The sequence below is a fragment of the Micromonospora sp. WMMC415 genome, assembly GCF_009707425.1.
Taxonomy (GTDB): Bacteria; Actinomycetota; Actinomycetes; order Mycobacteriales; family Micromonosporaceae; genus Micromonospora.
Genome location: NZ_CP046104.1, coordinates 126,577 through 147,591, shown reverse-complemented (window position 1 = coordinate 147,591; position 21,015 = coordinate 126,577). Strand labels below are relative to the sequence as shown.

Sequence of the window (21,015 nt, the reverse complement as noted above, 5' to 3'; positions counted from 1 at the left end):
CCTCCTGCCTGGCCGCCGTGCCGGTGGCCGTTCGGTGATCACCCTACGGCTGCCGGCGGTGGGCGTGCTGCACCCCGGGCTCTCCGCCATTCCATCATAATCTTTCATGATTGAACAGAGTCGAACATGGGCCGTTTCCCGCGGCCCCGGTGTCTACCATCCTTCTCATGCGGGAAGCGGGCGGTCCCGGGCTCCGGCGTCGAGCGCGGGGGCGGCCCCGCCGCGAACCCGGGCCCGTCGCCCGGGCGGTCGCCCGCGTCGTGGTCCGCGTCGCCACGGGCGCGACCCGGCTGGTCACCGACCTGCTCGGGGCCAGCCCCGCGTCCGGTCGGGAACGGATCAGCGAGGACGAGCTGCGCGACCTGGTCGCCGCGGCCACCGTGCTGGACCCGGTGGAGCGGCGGATCATCGACGAGGTGCTGGTGGCCGGCGCGAGCCTGGTCCGCGAGGTGATGATGCCGCGCACCGAGGTGGTCTTCCTCTCCGCCGCGCTCACCATCGCCGAGGCGGAACGGCTGGTGCGGCTCGAGACCCACACCCGCTACCCGGTGGTCGACGGCACCCACGACGACGTGGTCGGCTTCGTGCACCTGCGCGACGTGCTGCTGCGGCCGGACCAGGACCCGTGCACCACCGTCGGCGAGCTGACCCGGGAGGTCAAACGGCTGCCCGGCAGCAAGCGCGTGCTCCCGGCCCTGACCGAGATGCGCCGCGAGGGGCACCACCTCGCGGTGGTGGTCGACGAGTACGGCGGCACCGCCGGCATCGTCACCTGCGAGGACCTGATCGAGGAACTGGTCGGTGAGCTCCACGACGAGTACGACACCCCGCCCGAGCCCACGACCTACGGGCTACCCGCGATGGTGGACGGCCGGCTGAACCTCGCCGACTTCGCCGAACGCACCGGGGTGACCCTGCCGACCGGCCCGTACGAGACGGTCGGCGGGTTCGTGATGGCGGCGCTGGGCCGGTTGCCGGTGGTCGGCGACGAGGTGCCGGTGACCGCCGAGCCGGCCGGCGGCGGGCCCGCCAACGCCCAGCCGGGTGCCGGCTGGTCGTTGCGGGTGCTCGCGCTCGACGGGCGCCGCGTCGCCCGGGTCGCCGTCTCCGTCGCGCGCCTGCCCGAGCCCCGGCGCGCCGTCACCGCCCCCACGCCGGCCGGGCACGCGCGACCCGCCGGCCCGTCATGACGGACGCCGGGTGTTGCTGACAGAATTGCCGGCATGTCCGACGTACCCGCCCGCCCGCGTGTCTTCTCCGGCATCCAGCCGACGGCCGACTCGTTCCACCTCGGCAACTACCTGGGCGCGGTACGGCACTGGGTGGCGTTGCAGGAGACCCACGACGCGTTCTACTGCGTGGTGGACCTGCACGCGATCACCGCCGGGCACGACCCGAAGGAGTTGCCGCAGCGGTCCCGGATGGCGGCCGCGCAGTTGCTCGCGGTCGGTCTGGACCCGGAGCGCTGCACGCTCTTCGTGCAGTCCCAGGTGCCCGAGCACGCCCAGTTGGCGTGGGTGCTGGGGTGCATCACCGGGTTCGGCGAGGCGAGCCGGATGACCCAGTTCAAGGACAAGTCGCAGAAGCAGGGCAACGAGCGGGCCAGTGTCGGCCTGTTCACGTACCCGATCCTCCAGGCCGCCGACATCCTTCTCTACCAGGCGCACGCCGTGCCGGTCGGCGAGGACCAGCGGCAGCACCTGGAGCTCTCCCGCGACCTCGCGCAGCGATTCAACACGCTGTTCGGGTCGACCTTCACGGTGCCCGCACCGCACATCGTCAAGGACACCGCGAAGATCACCGACCTGCAGGACCCGACTGCCAAGATGTCGAAGTCGTCCTCGTCGCCGGCCGGCATCGTCAACCTCCTGGAGGACCCGGCCCGGTCGGCCAAGAAGATCCGCTCGGCCGTCACCGACACCGGCCGGGAGATCGTCTTCGACGCCGACACCAAGCCGGGCATCTCCAATCTCCTCACCATCTACGCCGCGCTCTCCGGCCGGAGCATCGACGACCTGGTCGCCGCGTACGCCGGCAAGGGCTACGGCGACCTCAAGAAGGACCTCGGCGAGGTCGTCCGCGAGTTCGTCGGCCCGGTCCAGGAACGCACCCGGGCCTACCTGGACGACCCCGCCCAGCTGGACAAGCTGCTCGCCACCGGAGCGGAGAAGGCGCGGGCCGCGGCGGCGCCGACGCTGCGGGCCGCGTACGAGCGGGTGGGCTTCTTCCCGCCGGTGCGCGGCGAGTAGCGTCGCCGCGCGACGGTACGAGTGGGTCGTGGAGTCGGTGGCCGGAGGGGTGGCGCGGAGCGTGGATCAACGGGACGTGCCGGCGTCCGGCGACACCATCCAGATCGGCATCGCCGTGGACATCCCCGAGCCGTGGGGCGGCATGCTCACCCGGCGCCGGGTGGAGGCGGGTGACCCGCAGGCCGTACCGGCGCACGTGACGCTGCTCGGGCCGACCGAGATCCCGGTCGTCACGCTCCCGGCCGTCGAACGGCACCTGGACGCGGTCGCCGCCGCCCACCTTCCGTTCACGCTGCACCTGCGGGGCACCGGCACGTTCCGGCCGGTCACCCAGGTGGTGTTCGTGGCGGTGGCCGCCGGGATCAGCGAGTGCGAGCTGCTCGCCGCCGCGATCCGCGCCGCGCCGGAGCTGCACCGCGAGACCCGCTTCCCGTACCACCCGCACGTCACGGTCGCGCAGGACGTCGCGCCGGAGGCGCTGGACAAGGTGTACGAGGACCTGGCCGACTTCTCGGCGATGTTCGAGGTGGAGGCGTTCACCCTCTTCTCGCACAGCGGGCAGGCGCGGTGGCAGCCGCGCCGGGACTTCCGGCTCGGCGGCTGACACGGCGGCGTTCGGATCACCCCGCACGGGCCGGAGATCGGCGAGGATGACGGTGTGAACGTGTTCGGGCGCGTCGAGGCGACCATCGGTGCGCGCATCGACGCCGCCCGCCGTCGCTCCGGCACCTTCGACCACGTGTGGCGGGCCGGCGTGCTCTACAACGACCTGCTCGGTGGCCGGCTGGCCGCCGCGATCGCCTACTACGGCTTCTTCGCGGTGTTCGCGCTCGCCCTGGTCGCGTACTCCGTCTTCGGCGCGATCCTCGAGGACAACGACGAGGTCAGCGCGGCGGCGGCCGATTTCCTGCGGGAGAACCTGCCGTTCCTCGACCCGGTGCAGATCGCCGAGGACAGCGGTACGGTCGGGGTGGTCGGCCTGGTGATCCTCGCGTTCACCGGCATCGGCTGGGTGGAGGCGATCCGCTCGTCGCAGCGGCTCATGTACGGCATCAACCAGCAACCGGGCAACCTGGTCGTCCGCCGGCTGGTCGACCTGGGCGTGCTGCTGATCGTCTTCGTGCTGCTCGGCGTCTCGGTGGCCGCCGTCGACGCGCTGGAGGCCCTCCTGCGTTTCCTGCTGCGCAGCACCGGCTCGCTCGGCCTGACCACCGTCAGCGCGGTGCTCAGCGTCCTGGTGAACATGGTGCTCGCCACCCTGCTGCTGGTGGCGGTGCCGCGGCTGCGGATCAGCCGGGACCGGCTGCGCCCGGTGGTGCTGCTGGTGGCGGTCGGCATCACGCTGCTCAACACCGTGGGGCGCTACTACGTGGTGCGGACCGAGCGGAACCCCGCGTACACGGTCGTGGCCGGCGCGGTGGGCCTGCTCCTCTACCTGTACCTGCTCAACCAGCTCGTGCTCTTCGGGGCGGCCCTGGCCGCGACCAGTCAGCGGGGGCGGGTGGTGGACCTGGCGGAGGGGCCGGCGCCGGTGGACGTGGACGTGGACGAGGAGATCGAGCCGGGAACCCCGGGTGGGGCCGGCTGAACGGGGGAAGGGAGGCACACGTGCGGATCCTGATCGACCCGCGCTCGTCGGTGCCGCCGTACGAGCAGGTGCGGGCGCGGATCGCGGAGCAGGTGGGGGACGGCCGGCTGCCGGTCGGCACGCGGCTGCCGCCGGTCCGCCAGCTCGCCGCGGACCTCGGCCTGGCCGTCAACACGGTGGCCCGGGCGTACCGGGAGCTGGAGGCGGCCGGGTTGGTGGAGACCCGGGGCCGGCACGGCACGGTTGTCGCACCCGGCCGCGATGATGCGACGGACCGGTTGCAGCGGGCCGCGGGCGAGTACGCGGCGGAGGCGGCCCGGCTGGGTGTGGCGCCGGAGACGGCGGTCGCCCTGGTCCGGGCCGCGGTCGAGGCGCGCACCGGCTGACGAGGCAGGAGGGCATCGATGACCGACTCGGACGGCACCGTGGTCGAGACGAGCGTGCAGGCACCACCGGAGCGGGTCTGGTCGGCGCTGACCGTGCCGGCGGAGATCCGGCAGTGGTTCGGCTGGGAGTACGACGGGCTCGACGAGGAGATCCGGTTCATCTTCGTCGACCACGCGGAACCGGCGCCGCCGGACCGGATCGCCATGTCCGACGGCTCCGAGCTGCGGCTCGACTCCGACGGCGACGGGACGCGGCTGAGCGCGGTGCTGCCGGCCCCGGCCGACGCCGCGGCGGCCGCCGAGCAGCGGGTGATCGCGGAGGGCTGGCGCACGTTCTTCGCCCAGCTGCGCTTCCTGCTGGAGCGCCGGCCGGAGGGTGCGCGCCGGACGGTGTTCCTGAGCGGCACCGGGACCGGCCGGGAGCTGCTGGCGGCGCTGGGCACGGCCGGCTCGACCGACGAGTGGTTCCACAGCCCGCGGCAGCGGATCGTGGTCGACCCGGACGGGCGGCTGCTGGCGGCGACCGCCGAGCGGCCGTTGGACGATCCGGAGCCGGGCACGGTCAACCTCACGGTGAGCGCCTTCGGCATCGACGACGCCGAGGCCGCCCGCCTGGAGCGGGTCTGGGCCGCCCGCTGGGCGCCGCTCGCCTCCGGCGAGGCATCCGCGTGACCGACCGCCCGCCCGGCCGCTGGTCCCGACGAGGGTGATCGGTTCCGCCGCCGGCGGCCTGGCGGTGCCCGAGCGACGGGGGCCGCGCGCTGCCGGCGGCACCGGGGGTCGATCATGTGACACCCGAACAAGCGATGATGCCGGCGAACCGGGCACGTCGCGCCCCCGGCGGGGACGATGATGGGCGGGTGGGCGCTCTCGTGACACTCGACCTGCCGGACGACTCGCCGATGTTCGACCTGCCGTGGATCATCACCTTCGGCCCGCTGGGGGACGCTGACGAGTGGGAGCCGGTGGTCTGCGGCCCGTACGAGCGGGCGCACGCGTTGACCCTCGCCGAGGCGGTCGTCTCGGAGGAGCAGCTGATGGCGGTGGTCGAGCCGCTGCTGCCGGCGGTTTCGGTCGACGAGATCCGCAGCGAGATCGCCGCCGCCCAGATCGCCGCCGAGGACGAGGCGGCGCAGGTCGACAGCGCCGACCTGTACGGCGACTACGAGGACACCATCGACGAGGAACTGGAGGCGGCGGCCGAGCGGGACCGGCGTACCGGCCCGGCGGTGCCGCCGACCGAGGCCGAGCTGCGGGCCGGCTTCGGCCGCATCGCGGCCCGGCTGCCCGGCGCCGGCGGCTGACCAGGGACGGTGGATGGACACCGGCGCCCCGGGACCGAGATCCCGAGGCGCCGGCGCCACCTCACCCCCCACCACAAGGGGTCGGTTGCCCAGTCGCCCGGCGGCGCGGAGCACGACGGACGACCAGGTCGATGTGGGCTTACCCGCTCAGCGCCGTTCGAACCAGGCGGCGGCGTCGACCGGGAGCACGTGGGCGGAGCCCTGACGGGTGAGCGTCTCGCTGGCGACGAGCGGGTCGCCGTACCCGTCGATCACGGCCGGCGCGCCGCTGATGTTGACCACACAGGTCAGCACGGTGTCGCCGGCGGTGCGGCTGAAGGCGAGCACGCCCGGCTCGGTCTCCAGCCAGGTGATCCCGGACGCCGAGGCGGACAGCGCCGGGTGCGTCCGGCGGATCCGCAGCGCCGCGCGGTACAGCTCCAGCGTCGAGCCGGGTACGCCGGCCTGGGCGGCGACCGACAGCTCCCGCCAGGTGGCGGGGGCCGGCAGCCAGCTCAGCTCGCAGCCCTCCGGCCCGAAGCCGTACGGGGCCAGCTCGCCGCTCCACGGGATCGGCACCCGGCAGCCGTCCCGGCTCTCGCCGGTCCGCAGGAACGCGGGGTCCTGGCGCAGCTCGTCCGGCAGGTCGAGCACCTCCGGCAGGCCCAGCTCCTCGCCCTGGTAGACGTACGCGCAGCCGGGCAGCGCCAGCATCAGCAGCGTCGCCGCGCGGGCGCGGCGCAGCCCCTCGGGGCCGTCGCCGTAGCGGGTGACGTGCCGCTGCTTGTCATGGTTGGACAGCACCCAGGTGGTCGGAGCGCCGACGATGGTCGACTCGGCCAGCGCCGTGTCGACCACCTTGCGGAACGAGTCGGCCGACCAGGTGGCGTCGAGGAAGTCGAAGCTGAACGCCTGGTGCAGCTCGTCCGGGCCGATGTAGCGGGCCAGCCGCTGCGGCGTCTCGGCCCAGGCCTCCGCGACCGCCATCCGGCCGCCGGGGTAGCTGTCCAGGATCGGGCGCCAGGCGCGGTAGATGTCGTGGACCTCGTCCTGGTCGAAGTACGGCAGGCGGCCCTTGCCGAGCAGCTCGACCTGACGCTGGCCGGTGGTCATGCTGCTGAACCCGACGTCCGGTAGCCCTTCGGCCTTGATCATCCCGTGGGCGACGTCGATCCGGAAGCCGTCGACCCCGCGGTCCAGCCAGAACCGGAGCACGTCCTCGAACTCGGCGCGGACCTCCGGGTGGCGCCAGTTCAGGTCGGGCTGGGCCGGGTCGAACAGGTGCACGTACCACTGGCCGTCCGCGACCCGCGTCCAGGCGGGGCCGCCGAAGATGCTCTCCCAGTCGTTCGGGGGCAGCTCGCCGTGCTCGCCCCTGCCCTCGGCGAACAGGTAGCGCTCGCGTTCCGGGGAGCCGGGACCGGCGGCCAGCGCGGCCTGGAACCAGACGTGCTGGCTGGAGGTGTGGTTCGGAACCAGGTCGACGATGATCCGCAGGCCCAGCGTGTGGGCGTCGGCGATCATCTCGTCGAAGTCGGTGAGGGTGCCGAACATCGGGTCGACGTCCCGGTAGTCGGCGACGTCGTACCCGCCGTCGACCATCGGCGAGGTGTAGAAGGGCGTCAGCCAGAGCGCGTCCACCCCGAGGTCGCGCAGGTACGGCAGGCGCTGCCGGATGCCCTGCAGGTCGCCGATTCCGTCGCCGTCGGAGTCGGCGAAGCTGCGGACGTAGACCTGGTAGACGACCGCGGAGCGCCACCAGTCGTCGTCGGAGGTCAGCGGCGTGGGGTTGCTGGGGGTCATCGAGGAGTTCCCCGTTCTGTGGCGCGGGACGGCGGGGTCCGCGCGGGGGCATGGGAGCGCGGACGTCCGTCAAGGGTGCCGCTCTCCGACTGCAAGAGTCAAGCATTCCTTGCGCAAGAGATGACGGCGATCACGTCGCACCATGGGCCGGCGGCGAGCCGACGGCACGGCGACGGCCGGACCGTGCTGAACGGTCCGGCCGGGAGGGTGACAGGTCAGGCCGAGACGGCGAGGGCGGACGGCGCCGGGCGTTGCCGCTTGGGGCCGTCGGCGGAGGCCGTCCGGGCCACGGCGGTCGAGCCGCGGACCACCAGCTCGGGGCGGAACAGGTACTCCGAGTGGGGTGCGGCGTGCCCGTTGATCTCGTCGACCATGGCCCGCACGGCGGCCACCGCCATCGCGGCCACCGGCTGGCGCATGGTGGTCAGCGGGGGGTCGGTGAACGCCATCAGCGGGGAGTCGTCGTACCCGACGACGGACAGGTCGTCCGGAACGGACAGGCCCCGCTGCCGGGCGGCCCGGATCGCGCCGAGCGCCATCAGGTCGGAGCCGCAGACGATGCCGGTGACGCCGCGGTCGAGCAGCCGCGCGGCGGCGGCCTCGCCGCCCTCCACCCCGAAGAGGGAGAGCTCGGTCAGCTCGGCCAGCTCGGCGTCGGACACGTCGAGGCGCTTCATCGCGGCCTTGTAGCCGGTGACCTTGCGCTGCACGGGGACGAACCGGTCCGGGCCGGTGATCAGGCCGATCCGCCGGTGCCCCAGGGCGGCCAGGTGTGCGACGGCCAGCTCGGCGGCCTCGCGGTCGTCGCAGGAGACGAAGGGCGCCTGGATGCCCGAGGCGTACCCGTTGATCATGACCACCGGCAGCGGCCGGGCGGTCAGCGCGCGGTACCGGTCGTGGTCGGCGGCGGTGTCGGCGTGCAGGCCGGAGACGAAGATGATGCCGGAGACCTGGCGGTCCAGCAGCATCTCCACGTACTCGTCCTCGCGGACGCCGCCGGGGGTCTGCGTGCACAGCACCGGGGTGTATCCGGTGGGGGCGAGCGCGGACTCGATGATCTGCGCGAAGGCCGGGAAGATCGGGTTGTCGAGCTCCGGGACGACCAGGCCGACCAGGCCGGCGCTGCGCTTGCGCAGCCGGGCCGGGCGCTCGTAGCCGAGGACGTCGAGGGCGGTCAGGACGGCCTGCCGGGTCTCGGGGGCCACCCCGGGGCGGTCGTTGAGCACCCGCGACACCGTGGCCTCGCTGACTTCGGCCTGCTGGGCGATGTCGGACAGTCGAGCGCGCATGGCGGCACTGTAGCTCACTGAGTGGTTCTTGCGCAGTGGCCCGCAAGTTCTTGCAGGTTCGAGCAGTGACGATCTTCCGCCCGCTGCCGTCGCCCGGCGCGGCAGCGCCACCGCGGGAGCCCCGTCGGGTGCCGAGGGGAACGCGCAGGTGACGCAGGGTCCTGCGACGGTCACCGAGATGGGATCTGGGACACCTTCGGCCGCTGTTGGTTTGTCCCAAAGGCCCCAACCGAGGGATCGTCAGATGACAAGACGGGATCGGTTGTTGCAAGGGCGTTCGCAAGGGGTTTCTAATCCGGAAACTTCTTGCTACTGTCCCGCCGATACCCGGCAGGCAATCTAGGAGCGAACATGCGTCGCACAGCCAAGGGGATCGCCGTTCTCGCCTCCACCACCCTTGCTCTCGCCCTCGCCGCCTGCGGCGGGGAGGACAAGAAGACGGAGGAGCAGCCGAAGGCGGATCCCGCAGCCCTCAAGGCCGAACTGACCTGGTGGGACACGTCCGACCCGAAGAACGAGGGTCCGGCGTTCCAGGAGCTGATCGCCAAGTTCAACCAGACCTACCCGAACGTCAAGATCAACTACCAGTCGGTCCCGTTCGGTGAGGCCCAGAACAAGTTCAAGACCGCCGCGCAGGCCAAGACGGGCGCGCCGGACATCCTCCGGGCCGAGGTGGCCTGGGTGCCGGAGTTCGCCTCCCTCGGTCACCTCTACGCTCTGGACGGCTCCGAGCTGCTCGCCGACGAGTCGGACTTCCTGGAGACCCCGCTCGCGTCGAACAAGTACGACGGCAAGACGTACGGCGTCCCGCAGGTGACCGACACGCTGTCGCTCATGTACAACAAGGAGCTGCTGACCAAGGCCGGCATCTCCACCCCGCCGAAGACCTGGGCCGAGCTGAAGACCGCTGCCCAGACCATCAAGCAGAAGACCGACGCCGAGGGCCTCTACGTCAACCCGGCCGGCTACTTCATGCTGCCGTTCATGTACGGCGAGGGCGGCGACCTGGTCGACGTCCAGTCCAAGAAGATCACCGTCAGCTCGGACCAGAACGTCGCCGGGCTGAAGATCGCCAAGGACCTCATCGACAGCGGCGCGGCCGCCAAGCCGTCCGCCAACGACTCCTACGGCACCATGATGACCCTCTTCAAGGAGAAGAAGGTCGCCATGATCATCAACGGCCCGTGGGAGGTCAACAACGTCAAGTCGGCGCCGACCTTCGGTGGCCTGGAGAACCTGGGCATCGCCCCGGTTCCGGGTGGCTCGGCCAAGGCCGGCGGCCCGGTCGGCGGCCACAACTACACGATCTGGTCCGGCATGCCGCAGGAGAAGGTCGACGCGGCCGTCGCCTTCGTGAAGTTCATGAGCTCCGCCGAGTCGCAGGCCTTCCTCTCCGAGAAGCTCGGCCTGCTGCCGACCCGCAAGTCGGCGTACAACCTCGACGCGGTGAAGAACAACCCGATCGTGGCCGCGTACCAGCCGGCCGTCGAGGCCGCCATCGGCCGTCCGTGGATCCCCGAGGCCGGCCAGTTCTTCGGCCCGCTGGACCAGATGGCCACCGAGGTCCTGATCCAGAACAAGGACCCGAAGGCCGCGCTCGACACCGTCGCCAAGAAGTACAAGGCAGAGGTCGTCACCTCGTACGGTCTCTGATCCGACCGTCGGCGCTGGCAGCGGCCGGCGACCACTTCGGCACCCGGCAGGGCCGCGCGACCGTCCCCGGTCGCCGGCCCTGCCGGCTCACTCCCCTGGAGCACAGCTGATATGCGCACTGTGACAGCCGAGCCGGCGCCAGCGTCCGCGCCGTCCGGCCGCCGCTCCGCACCACCGTCCCGGCTGCGGCGCAGCTGGGACAAGCACTGGTACGCCTGGGCCATGGTCCTGCCCGTGGTCATCGTCCTGGCGGTTCTGATCTTCTACCCGCTCTTCCGCGGGGTCTGGCTCTCCCTCACCAACCTCACCGAGGCCAACCAGGTGGCGGAGATCTGCACCAGGTCGATCACCGGCAGCGAGGTATGCAAGGACAACCCCAACAAGTGGGAGTTCGTCGGCCTCGACAACTACGTCAACGTCCTGAGCGGCAACGTCGGTCAGTTCTGGCAGTGGACCGGCATCACGTTGATCTGGACCGTCGGATGCGTTGTGTTCCACTACGGTCTGGGCCTCGGCCTGGCCGTGATGCTCAACCGCCCGATGTGGGGCCGCGGCCTCTACCGGGTGCTGCTGGTGCTGCCCTGGGCGGTCCCGGCGTTCGTGAGCGCGTTCGCCTGGAAGTTCATCTTCAACGAGCGCTTCGGCCTGGCGAACTCAGTGCTCTCCTCGCTCGGCATCGACCCCGTGGACTGGTTCTCCAACCAGTGGACCTCGCTGTTCACCGCGATCGTCACCAACATCTGGCTCGGCGTGCCGTTCATGATGGTCGCCCTGTTGGGCGGCATGCAGACCATTCCCGGTGAGCTGTACGAGGCCGCCGAGATCGACGGCGCCTCGCCGTGGCAGCGGTTCCGCAACATCACGCTGCCGGGCCTGCGCTCGGTCAGCATGACGGTGATCCTGCTCGGCACCATCTGGACGTTCAACATGTTCCCGATCATCTTCCTGGTGACCGAGGGGCAGCCGGCTGGCGAGACCGAGATCCTGGTGACCGGCGCCTTCCGGGCGGCGTTCGAGGGCATCCGCAACTACTCGCTCGCGTCCACGTACGGGGTGCTGATCCTGTCGATCCTGCTGGTCTTCTCGGTGTTCTACCGGCGGGTGCTGCGCAAGCAAGGCGAGGTGTGGTGACATGACCCAGCTGACCACTCCCGCGGCGGCGACTCCCGCCGCGGCCGCCCACACTCGGAGCCCGGGGCGGCCCGGCCGCACCCGGCGCAGCCCGGCGAAGTCGCTGCTGCTGCACGGCACGCTGATCCTCGCGTCGCTGATCGCGATCGGCCCGATCGCCTGGGTGCTGCTGTCCTCCTTCAAGCCCGGGTATGCGGTGCAGAGCAGCGACCTGACCCTGGTCAAGGAACCGACCCTGGCCAACTACAGCTACGTGCTGTTCGACACCAACTTCCCGAAGTGGCTGTTGAACTCGGTGATCGTGGCGGCGTTCACCATGCTCATCGGCATCTTCCTCTCGGCCACCACCGGCTATGCGGTGTCCCGGTTCAACTTCCCGGGCCGCCGTTCGCTGATGCTGGTCTTCCTGGTCACCCAGATGTTCCCGGCGGCCATCCTGATCGTGCCGATCTACACGATCATGGCGCGGCTCGGCCTGATCAACACCCTGCCGGCATTGATCATCGCGTACCTGACCATCGCGGTGCCGTTCTGCGCCTGGATGCTGAAGGGCTACTTCGACTCCATCCCCACATCGCTCGACGAGGCGGCGGCGCTGGACGGGTGCGGTCCGTTCGCCATCTTCTGGAAGGTGGTGCTGCCGCTGGCCCGCCCGGCCATCGCGGTCACCGCCTTCTACACCTTCCTCACCGCGTGGGGCGAGGTGATGTACGCGTCGGCCTTCATCCAGACCGACAACAAGTTCACCCTGGCGTACGGGCTCCAGCAGTTCGTGCCGCAGTTCAACCCGCAGTGGGAGTACCTGACGGCGGCGGCGGTCCTGGTGACCGTGCCGGCGGGCCTGGTGTTCATGTTCGCCCAGCGCCACCTGGTGTCGGGGCTGACCGCGGGCGGCACGAAGGGCTGACGCGGGGCCGGATTCGCGAAGGGCGGGCGTCGTTCGACGCCCGCCCTTCGTCGTCACCCCGGGAACCGCTCATCCGCCGGGGCGCAGGAGGGCGCGTACCCCGGCGAGATAGGTCGCCCGGTCCGGCCGGCCGGTGAGGATGCACTGGAGGAACCAGCCGGGGACCAGGGCGAAGAGGGCTGCCCCGACCGCCTCCGGGTCGGCGTCCGGTGGCACCTCGCCGGTGCGCTGCGCCCGCCGGGCGAGGGTCTCGAAGTTGCTCCGGATGCCGTCGTACGTCCGGGCCACGAAGGCTGCCAGGGCCGGCTCCCGCTGGGCCTCACCCCAGACCTGGATCGCGATCCGCACGACGCCGTCGTCGCCCATCTGGGTCTCGACGTACTCCAGCGCGCGGTCGAGGGCGTCCAGCAGCGGTGGCGGCGGGTCGCGGCGGATCAGGTCGGCGAGGATTTCCCCGACGCCGCCGACGGCCTCTTCCGCGATGGCGTTGATGAGGTCTGCCTTGCTCGGGAAGTAGCGGTAGACCGCACCGACCGACAGCCCCGCCTCGGCGATCACGTCCTGCATCGTCGTGCGGTGGAAGCCGTCCCGGACGAAACAGCGGCGGGCGGCGTCGACGATCTGACGACGACGGGCGGCGAGGTGTTGTTCCGAGACACGTGGCACGGGATACAGCGTAAAGCGAACGTTCGTTCTTGACAGTCGGCCTGCGGCCGGAGCACGCTGAGCCTAAAGAAGAACGAGCGTTCGTTTTGGGAGTAGCCATGTCGTCCCGTGTCCGGTCACCCCTGTCGCTCGCCGTGCTGCTCGCCGCTGTCCTGGTGGGTCTGCAGGCGCTGCTCGTACCCCTGTTCGCGGCTCCCGCCGCCAACCTGGCACCGCGGGACCTGCCGATCGCCGTCGCGGGGCCGGCGCCGGTCGCCGACCAGGTCGCCGCGCGGCTCACCGCCGCCCGTCCCGGGGCCTTCGAGGTCGCCACCCTGCCCGACGCGGCCGCCGCCGACCGGGCCCTGCGGGACCGGGAGGTCTACGCCGCCTTCGTCGTCCGGCCCGACGGACTCGCCCTGCACACCGCGCCGGCGGCGAGCCCGACCGTCGGCCTGCTGCTCACCGAGGCGGCGGACCAGGTCGCCGCCGGCCGGCCCGTGACCCTGGTCGAGGTGGTCCCCGGCGATCCCGACGACGTACGAGGCGCGGGGTTCGCGGCGGGTTTCCTCCCGTTGGCCCTCACCGGCCTGCTCGCCGGAGCGCTGGTCGTCCTGCTGGTGTCGGGCCGCCTCGCGCGGATGACCGGCCTGGCTCTCTTCGGGGTGCTCGCCGGCGCGGTCGGCGTCGGGGTGCTGCACGGTTGGCTCGGTGTCATCGACGGCGACGGCCTCGCCGAGGCGGGGGCGATCGGTCTCTTCGCGCTCGCGGCGTCGGCGACGGTGGCCGGGCTCGGCGCCGTGCTCGGCCGCCCCGGCCTGGCGTTGGGGGCCGTGCTGGTGTTCCTGGTCGGCAACCCGCTGTCGGCGGTCAGCGCCGCGCCGGAGCTGCTGCCCCAGCCGTGGGGCGAGGTGGGGCAGTGGTTGCCGGTCGGCGCGGGCGGGACGCTGCTGCGCTCGGTGGCCTTCTACGACGGCGCGGCGGCGGGCCGACCGCTCGCGGTGCTGGCCGGGTACGCGCTGGTCGGGCTCACCCTGGTGGCGCTCGCGCGCACCGGGACAGCCGGTGCCTCGGCGGGCGGAGCCGCCGCTGTCGTGCCGGATGAGACCGTGGCCGCCGGGCGCTGACGCGCCGCGCGCGGGCAGGGGCGGGCGGGCGCCGGTGGGTGCCCGCCCGTCGGCGTGGCGACGCGCGACGCGCCCGACCCCCTCTACTACAAAACGTCGTTGATGCGAGAGGATGGGGACGTGGAAGCTCTTCGACTCATCCTCCGGTACATCCACCTCATCGGCTTCGCGCTGCTGCTCGGCGGTGCGATCGTGCAGTACGTGACCGGCCGGATCCGGATCAATCAGCCCATGCTCTGGGGCGCGTGGACCATGCTGCTGACCGGAATCGCCCTTTCCGCGCCGCTTCGCGACGGGGACGAGCCGGCACCCGCGAAACTTGTTACCAAACTGGTGCTCGCACTGCTGATCTTTGTCATGGTCTTCTTCTCCCGCAAGCGGGACGTGGTCAACCGCGGCCACTTCCTCGCGATCATCGGGTTGACCCTGGTCAACGCAGCGGTGGCGGTCTTCTGGCGGTAACGTCCGACAGAGGCAGAGCCATCCGGGAACAGGACGTTCGCGCGCCCCAGCGCCCACTTACCGATACTGAGCGTGATTTGGCCCACCCACGGGTTACGTAGGGGTAACAGGCGCTCAACAGTCGTGCACGATTGTCGGCCGGTGGAGGGGCGTGGGCGTACGCTCTGCGTCCGTAACGTGGGACGCCGGCGGCACAGCGCAAGCCGGTTGACAAAGGGCTGCCACCGCGTGCAGCGGTGAGCAATGGAAGGAGACGTCTTGCGCTCGGTGCGTGGGATGCGGATCGCCTCGGTCTTCGCGGTGGGTGGCCTCGTGCTGGCCGCCGCCGCGTGTGGTGAGGCTCCGGAGGAGAACAACGGCGCCGGTGACGGCGGCAAGAAGTACAGCGCCTGCATGGTGACCGACGTCGGCGGCATCGACGACAAGTCGTTCAACACCTCGGCCTGGAAGGGCCTGCAGGAGGCCAAGGCCGAGAACGACAACATCGACATCAAGTACGTCGCGTCGAAGGCCGAGGCCGACTACGAGGTCAACCTGACCCAGTACGTCAACCAGGACTGCGACTTCATCCTGGCCGTCGGCGGACTGATGGAGAACGCCACCAAGAAGATCGCGCAGGCCAACCCGGACCAGCAGTTCGGCATCGTCGACTCCAAGCCGGGTGTGGGCAACATCTACCCGATGCAGTTCGACACCGCCCAGGCGGCCTTCCTGGCCGGTTACCTGGCCGCCGGCATGACCAAGACCGGCGCGGTGGGCACCTACGGCGGCCTGCCGATCCCGCCGGTGACCATCTTCATGGACGGCTACGCCGACGGCGTTGCGCACTACAACAAGACCAAGGGCAAGAACGTCCGCGTCCTCGGTTGGGACAAGGCGACCCAGAAGGGCTCCTTCACCAACGACTTCGTCAAGCAGGACGAGGGCAAGAAGGTCAGCGACGCGCTGGTCGCCCAGGGCGCCGACATCGTCATGCCGGTCGCCGGCGGCGCCGGCCTCGGCACCACCGGCGCCGCGAAGGCCTCGGGCGGCAAGTACAACACCATCTGGGTGGACGTCGACGGCTGCGAGAGCACCCCGGACTGCCCGGCGATCATCACCACCGTGGTGAAGAACATCCCGGACGCCGTGAAGGAGGCCGTGCTCAAGGCGGCCGGCGGCGAGAAGCTCGAGGCGGAGCCGGGCTTCCTGGGCACGCTGGCGAACAACGGCGTGTCGCTCGCCCCGTACCACGAGTTCGACAGCAAGATCCCGGCCGAGCTCAAGGCCGAGGTCGACAAGCTGAAGGCGGACATCGCCGCCGGGACCATCAAGGTCGAGTCGAAGGCCCAGCCGAAGTGACGCGTCGCCGGCCGCCGACGGTGGGATGATCACCGCAGGCGGCCGGCGAGCGGCAAGCACGACGATCGGCCGCTCCGGCGACACCGGGACACCTCCCCGGCGCCGGGGCGGCCGATCGGTTCCCACCCCGCCCGAGCCCGGCGGCTACCCTGCACGATCGCTTCGCACTCCAGGAGGTTGCGCTGAGACTCGAACTGCGCGGCATCACTAAGCGGTTCGGTGAGCTGGTCGCCAACGACCACATCGACCTGACGGTGGAGCCTGGAGAGATCCACGCCCTGCTCGGCGAGAACGGTGCCGGCAAGTCGACCCTGATGAACGTGCTCTACGGGCTGTACCAGCCTGACGAGGGCGAGATCCTGGTCGACGGCGAGCCGTTGAAGCTGCGGGGCCCGTCCGACGCGATCGCGGCCGGGATCGGCATGGTGCACCAGCACTTCATGCTGGTGCCCGTGTTCACCGTCGCGGAGAACATCATGCTCGGCGCCGAGCAGGTCCGCGGCGGCATCGCCGGCTTCCTGGACCGGCGGCGTGCCCGGCGCGAGGTCGCCGAGGTGTCCGCCCGCTACAACCTCCGGGTCGACCCGGACGCGATCGTCGAGGACCTGCCGGTCGGCATCCAGCAGCGGGTCGAGATCGTCAAGGCGCTCACCCGCGACGTCGACCTGCTGATCTTGGACGAGCCGACCGCCGTGCTCACCCCGCAGGAGACCGAGGAACTGCTCACCGTCATGCGGTCGCTCAAGGCCGCCGGAAAGTCGATCGTCTTCATCACCCACAAGCTCGGCGAGGTCAAGGCCATCGCCGACCGGATCACCGTGATCCGGCGCGGGAAGACCGTCGGCACCGCGTCCCCCGAGGCGAGCCGCGACGAGCTGGCCGCCCTGATGGTCGGCCGCAGCGTCCGCCTGACCGTGGAGAAGCAGCCCGCCACCCCGGGCAAGCCGGTCCTGGAGGTCGCCGGCCTCGTGGTCGACGATGACCGGCAGGTACGCGCGGTCGACGGCGTCGACCTGACGGTGCACGCCGGTGAGGTGCTCGGCATCGCCGGCGTGCAGGGCAACGGCCAGACCGAGCTGATCGAGGCGATCATGGGTCTGCGCCCGGTGCTCGCCGGCTCGGTGAGCCTCGGCGGCGAGCGGATCGACGGCTGGTCGACCAAGAAGGTGCTCCGGGCGGGCGTCGGCTACGTCCCCGAGGACCGCAGCGTCGACGGGCTGGTCAAGGAGTTCAGCGTCGCGGAGAACCTGGTGCTGGACATCTACGACCGGCCGCCGTTCGGCAAGGGCCTCGCGCTGAAGCCGGACCAGATCACGAAGTCGGCGAAGGAGCGGATCGCCCAGTTCGACGTCCGCACCTCGTCGGCGGAGGCGCCGGTGGGCACGCTGTCCGGCGGCAACCAGCAGAAGGTGATCGTGGCCCGGGAGCTGTCCCGGCCGCTGAAGCTCTTCATCGCCGCCCAGCCCACCCGCGGCGTCGACGTCGGCTCGATCGAGTTCATCCACAGCCGGGTCATCCGGGAGCGGGACGTCGGGACCGCCGTCCTGGTGGTCTCCAGCGAACTCGACGAGGTGATCGGGCTGGCCGACCGGATCGCGGTGATGTACCGCGGGCGGGTCATCGGCATCGTCGGCCCGGACACCCGGCGCGAGGAGATCGGCCTGCTGATGGCCGGTATCACCCCCGACAGCGCGTCGACCGGCACCGACGGGGCGCCGGCCACCGGTCCGGCCGGGACCGGCAGCGCGACGGCCACCGGTCCGGTCGCCACCGACGGCGCGGCTCCGGCCCCCGAGGGCCCCGGCAGCGAGGACAAGGCATGACCAACGTGAGCCCCGGTTCTCCGGACAAGGAGCCGGCGACCGAGGAGCAGGCCGCGCAGACGGCGCTCGGCAACACCGAGCGGGCCGAGACGGCGACCACCCCGACGGCCGCGCCGGCACCGCAGGCCCGGCCGTCGCTCGGGCGGCTCTTCCTGGACAACCTCTGGGCCGCCAACACCTTCACGGTGACGGTGCTGTCGCTGGTGCTGGCGATGGTGGTCGGCGCGATCCTGATGATCGTCTCCGACCCGGAGGTCCTCGCCACCTACAGTTACATCACCGCCCGGCCGTCGGACGCGATCAACTCGAGCTGGACCCTGGTCAGCGAGGCGTACGGGAACCTGTTCAAGGGCGCCGTCTTCGACCCGGACGCGGTCGGCTTCACGGCGGCGCTGAGCCCCATCTCGGAGACGCTGACCTACACCGCGCCGCTGGTGTTCACCGGCCTGTCCGTGGCGCTCGCCTTCCGTGGCGGCCTGTTCAACATCGGCGCCCAGGGCCAGGCCACCATGGGCGTCATCCTGGCCGCGCTGGCCGGTTTCCTGCTGCCGCTGCCGCCGGGGCTGCACCTGCTCGTCGCGCTGCTCGCCGGCGCGCTCGGCGGGGCGATCTGGGGTTTCATCCCCGGCATCCTCAAGGCGCGCACCGGCGCCCACGAGGTGATCAACACGATCATGCTCAACTACATCGCCACGTACTTCCTGACCTGGATCATCGTGCAGAACGGCGTCCAGGACCCGAACCGGACCGACGCGATCAGCAAGCCGGTCGACGCGTCCGCGCAACTGCCCCGGCTGCTCGGCGACAACCTGCGGGTGCACGCCGGCATCATCCTCGCCGTGCTGGCCACCTGGGCGGTCGCCTGGCTGCTCAACCGCTCCACGCTCGGCTTCGAGCTGCGGGCGGTGGGCGCCAACCCGGACGCGTCCCGCACCGCCGGTATCAGCGTGACCCGGACGTACGTCCTGATCATGGTCTTCGCCGGGGCCCTGGCCGGCCTCGGTGGCTCGCAGATGGTGCTCGGCACCACCGCCGCCGCACTGACCCCGCTGGTGGTCGCCCAGATCGGCTTCGACGGCATCCTGGTGGCGCTGCTCGGGCGGGTGAAACCGTGGGGCGTGGCGCTGGCGGCGCTGCTCTTCGGCGCGCTCCAGGCCGGTGGCAACCGGATGCAGTCGTACTCGGGGATCTCGCTGGAGCTGGTCACCGTGCTCCAGGCGCTGATCGTCATCTTCATCGCCGCGCCGGCCCTGGTGAAGGCGATCTTCCAGCTCCGGGCCGCGCGGGCCGCCCGGCTCCAGACGAGCCTCGCGAAGGGCTGGTGACCCGTGTCCACCATGGCTGTCGAGAACGTCGCGGTCGCCCCGGTCGACGAGGGGTTCTGGACGCGTACCCGGAAGGTCGGCCTGGTGCTGGCCGCGCTCGGCCTGCTGTCGGCGGTGCTCTTCGGGGCGCTCGCCACCGACCAGCAGGCGCGGTTCACGCTCAGCGAGGACGCGGCCGGTGCCGCCCTCGCGGTGAACGGCACGCTCGGCGCGATCCTCTTCGGGGTGGTCGCCCTCGCCGCCGGCGTGGCGATGCTCGCCGGGCTGCCGAAGCGCTGGTTCACGCTGGTGCTCACCGCGGGGCTGGTCGGGTTCGTGCTGAGCTTCCTGTGCTGGCAGGTCTCCGCCGCCCCGGCCGGGCAGAACTTCATGCCGCTGGTCAACGTCGTGCGGGGCACGTTCATCCTGGCCCTGCCACTGATCTTCGGCGCGCTGGCCGGTGTGCTCTGCGAGCGCTCCGGCGTGGTCAACGTGGCGATCGAGGGTCAACTGCTGATGGGCGCCTTCAGCGGCGCCCTGTTCGGCAGCATCACCGGCAGCGTCTGGGTGGGTCTGGTGGCCGCGGCCATCGGCGGGGCGTTCATCTCGCTGCTGCTCGCCGTGTTCGCGATCCGCTACCTGGTCGACCAGGTGGTCATGGGCATCGTGCTCAACCTGCTCGCGGTGGGCGTCACCGGCTTCCTCTACGAGCGGCTGATGCAGACCGACGCGGAGCGGTACAACAGCGCGCCGCGCTTCAGCAACTGGGAGATCCCGCTGCTGTCGGACATCCCGTTGATCGGGCCGGCGCTGTTCCGCGGCAACATCTTCCTCTACCTCGGCCTGCTGCTGGTGCTGGTGATCCACATCGCGCTGTTCCGCACCCGGTGGGGCCTGCGGACCCGCTCCGTCGGCGAGCACCCGACGGCCGCCGACACGCTGGGCGTCCGGGTGCTGGGGCTGCGCTACCGCAACGTGCTGCTGGCCGGCGTGGTCGCCGGCATCGGCGGCGCGTCGTACACGCTGGCGCTCTTCTCGTTCACCAAGAACATGATCGGTGGCAAGGGCTTCATCGCCCTGGCGGCGCTGATCTTCGGACGGTGGAGCCCCACCGGCGCGCTCCTCGCGGCGTTGTTCTTCGGGTTCGCCGACCAGCTCGCCACCTACCTGGGCGCGATCAACAGCACGATCCCGAGCCAGTTCCTGGCCATGCTGCCGTACCTGGCGACGATCCTGGCGGTGGCCGGGCTGGTCGGCAAGGTCCGGGCGCCGGCCGCCGACGGCAAGCCGTACATCAAGGGCTGACGGGGGAGCACCGGATGGAGATCGACTGGGGGCGGCTGCGCGCCGCCGCGACCGAGGTGATGCGGCACGCGTACGTGCCGTACTCGAAGTTCCCGGTGGGGGCGGCCGCCCTGGTCGACGACGGCCGTGTCGTGGTCGGCTGCAACGTGGAGAACGCCGCGTACGGCGTGGTGCTCTGCGCCGAGTGCGGCGTGGTCTCCTCGCTGCACGCCACCGGCGGCGGGCGGATCGTGGCGCTGTCCTGCGTCGACGCCACCGGCGAGCCGCTGATGCCCTGCGGGCGCTGCCGGCAGCTGCTCTGGGAGCAGGGCGGCCCGGAGTGCCTCATCGAGGCGAAGGGTGGCCCGCTGCGGATGGCGGAGCTGCTGCCGCACGCCTTCGGTGTGGAGGACCTGGAGGCGGTGACCGGGGAGACCCGGTTGCCGGTGGTGCCGGAGCGGCTGGCCGCCTGGCGCGGGCGCGGCACGGTGTTCGTGCATCCCGACCTGTCCGCCGGTCAGCAGGTGTGGACGGCGTACTGGGAGCGGTCGGCCGGGGACACCGAGGGCGCCGAGACCGGCGTGCTGGAGGAGGGCCCGAGCTGGGACGACCCGGCCGAGGCGATCACCTGGGGGCTGGCGCGGACACCCCGGGTCGTCGTGGTGGACGCGTCCGGCACGATCTTCTGGGCGGGGGAGGGCGAACCGCCCCTCGAGATCCCCGAGCGTTGGGATGGTTGA

At 71.3% G+C, this 21,015-nt stretch carries 20 protein-coding genes; 17 read left to right on the top strand and 3 right to left on the bottom strand.

The features are described from left to right. Positions 1-167: 167 nt before the first annotated feature. The 7 genes from GKC29_RS00685 to GKC29_RS00655 all read left to right on the top strand — a co-directional run bounded on the left by GKC29_RS00685 (position 168) and on the right by GKC29_RS00655 (position 5,527). Positions 168-1,190: a hemolysin family protein gene (locus GKC29_RS00685; RefSeq protein ID WP_155328965.1), complete on the top strand. Its 1,023-nt coding sequence runs from the start codon at positions 168-170 to the stop codon at positions 1,188-1,190. A 33-nt stretch (positions 1,191-1,223) separates the two neighbouring features. Beyond that, positions 1,224-2,249, top strand: a complete 1,026-nt coding sequence (gene trpS, locus GKC29_RS00680; protein ID WP_155328964.1) for a tryptophan--tRNA ligase — start codon at positions 1,224-1,226, stop codon at positions 2,247-2,249. Between the two features lie 28 nt (positions 2,250-2,277). Further along, a complete protein-coding gene (locus tag GKC29_RS00675) occupies positions 2,278-2,853 on the top strand; it encodes a 2'-5' RNA ligase family protein (protein ID WP_155328963.1) in 576 nt (191 codons plus the stop codon). Between the two features lie 54 nt (positions 2,854-2,907). Then, the gene (locus tag GKC29_RS00670; protein WP_155328962.1) at positions 2,908-3,837 is read left to right on the top strand and encodes a YihY/virulence factor BrkB family protein; all 930 of its coding nucleotides are present in this window, start codon (positions 2,908-2,910) and stop codon (positions 3,835-3,837) included. A 20-nt stretch (positions 3,838-3,857) separates the two neighbouring features. Beyond that, complete coding sequence (locus tag GKC29_RS00665) at positions 3,858-4,223, top strand: GntR family transcriptional regulator (RefSeq protein WP_155328961.1); 366 nt, start codon at positions 3,858-3,860, stop codon at positions 4,221-4,223. A gap of 18 nt (positions 4,224-4,241) precedes the next feature. Further along, positions 4,242-4,895: an SRPBCC domain-containing protein gene (locus tag GKC29_RS00660; protein ID WP_155328960.1), complete on the top strand. Its 654-nt coding sequence runs from the start codon at positions 4,242-4,244 to the stop codon at positions 4,893-4,895. A gap of 188 nt (positions 4,896-5,083) precedes the next feature. Then, positions 5,084-5,527 (top strand): hypothetical protein, encoded by a 444-nt coding sequence (locus tag GKC29_RS00655; RefSeq protein ID WP_155328959.1) that lies wholly within the window; start codon positions 5,084-5,086, stop codon positions 5,525-5,527. Positions 5,528-5,674: 147 nt separating this feature from the next. Here GKC29_RS00655 and GKC29_RS00650 read toward each other — a convergent pair whose 3' ends face one another. After that, complete coding sequence (locus GKC29_RS00650) at positions 5,675-7,309, bottom strand: glycoside hydrolase family 13 protein (RefSeq protein WP_155328958.1); 1,635 nt, start codon at positions 7,307-7,309, stop codon at positions 5,675-5,677. Positions 7,310-7,524: 215 nt separating this feature from the next. Beyond that, positions 7,525-8,598: a LacI family DNA-binding transcriptional regulator gene (locus tag GKC29_RS00645; protein WP_196255776.1), complete on the bottom strand. Its 1,074-nt coding sequence runs from the start codon at positions 8,596-8,598 to the stop codon at positions 7,525-7,527. A gap of 351 nt (positions 8,599-8,949) precedes the next feature. On the opposite strand from GKC29_RS00645, the gene GKC29_RS00640 reads away from it, so the two are divergent. The 3 genes from GKC29_RS00640 (at position 8,950) to GKC29_RS00630 (ending at position 12,289) form a co-directional block, all read left to right on the top strand. Next, positions 8,950-10,251 (top strand): extracellular solute-binding protein, encoded by a 1,302-nt coding sequence (locus GKC29_RS00640; protein ID WP_155328956.1) that lies wholly within the window; start codon positions 8,950-8,952, stop codon positions 10,249-10,251. Positions 10,252-10,362: 111 nt separating this feature from the next. Next, positions 10,363-11,382 carry a carbohydrate ABC transporter permease gene (locus GKC29_RS00635; protein WP_155328955.1) on the top strand — a complete coding sequence of 340 codons (1,020 nt, stop codon included), beginning with the start codon at positions 10,363-10,365 and terminating at the stop codon, positions 11,380-11,382. Position 11,383: 1 nt separating this feature from the next. Beyond that, on the top strand, positions 11,384-12,289 hold the full coding sequence (locus tag GKC29_RS00630) for a sugar ABC transporter permease (protein ID WP_155328954.1): 906 nt from the start codon (positions 11,384-11,386) through the stop codon (positions 12,287-12,289). A gap of 69 nt (positions 12,290-12,358) precedes the next feature. Here the strand turns inward: GKC29_RS00630 and GKC29_RS00625 are convergent, their stop codons facing one another. Beyond that, positions 12,359-12,955 carry a TetR/AcrR family transcriptional regulator gene (locus tag GKC29_RS00625; protein ID WP_196255775.1) on the bottom strand — a complete coding sequence of 199 codons (597 nt, stop codon included), beginning with the start codon at positions 12,953-12,955 and terminating at the stop codon, positions 12,359-12,361. Between the two features lie 98 nt (positions 12,956-13,053). Between GKC29_RS00625 and GKC29_RS00620 the strand changes: the two genes are divergently transcribed. The 7 genes from GKC29_RS00620 (at position 13,054) to GKC29_RS00590 (ending at position 21,015) form a co-directional block, all read left to right on the top strand. Next, entirely contained in the window at positions 13,054-14,061 is a 1,008-nt protein-coding gene (locus GKC29_RS00620) for a hypothetical protein (protein WP_155328952.1), read from the top strand. A 120-nt stretch (positions 14,062-14,181) separates the two neighbouring features. Beyond that, entirely contained in the window at positions 14,182-14,523 is a 342-nt protein-coding gene (locus tag GKC29_RS00615) for a hypothetical protein (RefSeq protein WP_155328951.1), read from the top strand. A gap of 276 nt (positions 14,524-14,799) precedes the next feature. Further along, positions 14,800-15,864 (top strand): BMP family protein, encoded by a 1,065-nt coding sequence (locus GKC29_RS00610; RefSeq protein WP_196255880.1) that lies wholly within the window; start codon positions 14,800-14,802, stop codon positions 15,862-15,864. A 149-nt stretch (positions 15,865-16,013) separates the two neighbouring features. Further along, complete coding sequence (locus GKC29_RS00605) at positions 16,014-17,687, top strand: ABC transporter ATP-binding protein (RefSeq protein WP_155328949.1); 1,674 nt, start codon at positions 16,014-16,016, stop codon at positions 17,685-17,687. Beyond that, positions 17,684-19,012, top strand: a complete 1,329-nt coding sequence (locus GKC29_RS00600; RefSeq protein ID WP_155328948.1) for an ABC transporter permease — start codon at positions 17,684-17,686, stop codon at positions 19,010-19,012. The genes GKC29_RS00605 and GKC29_RS00600 overlap by 4 nt, the downstream gene beginning before the upstream one ends. Before the next feature lie 3 nt (positions 19,013-19,015). Beyond that, on the top strand, positions 19,016-20,296 hold the full coding sequence (locus GKC29_RS00595) for an ABC transporter permease (RefSeq protein WP_155328947.1): 1,281 nt from the start codon (positions 19,016-19,018) through the stop codon (positions 20,294-20,296). A gap of 14 nt (positions 20,297-20,310) precedes the next feature. Next, positions 20,311-21,015: a cytidine deaminase gene (locus tag GKC29_RS00590; protein ID WP_155328946.1), complete on the top strand. Its 705-nt coding sequence runs from the start codon at positions 20,311-20,313 to the stop codon at positions 21,013-21,015.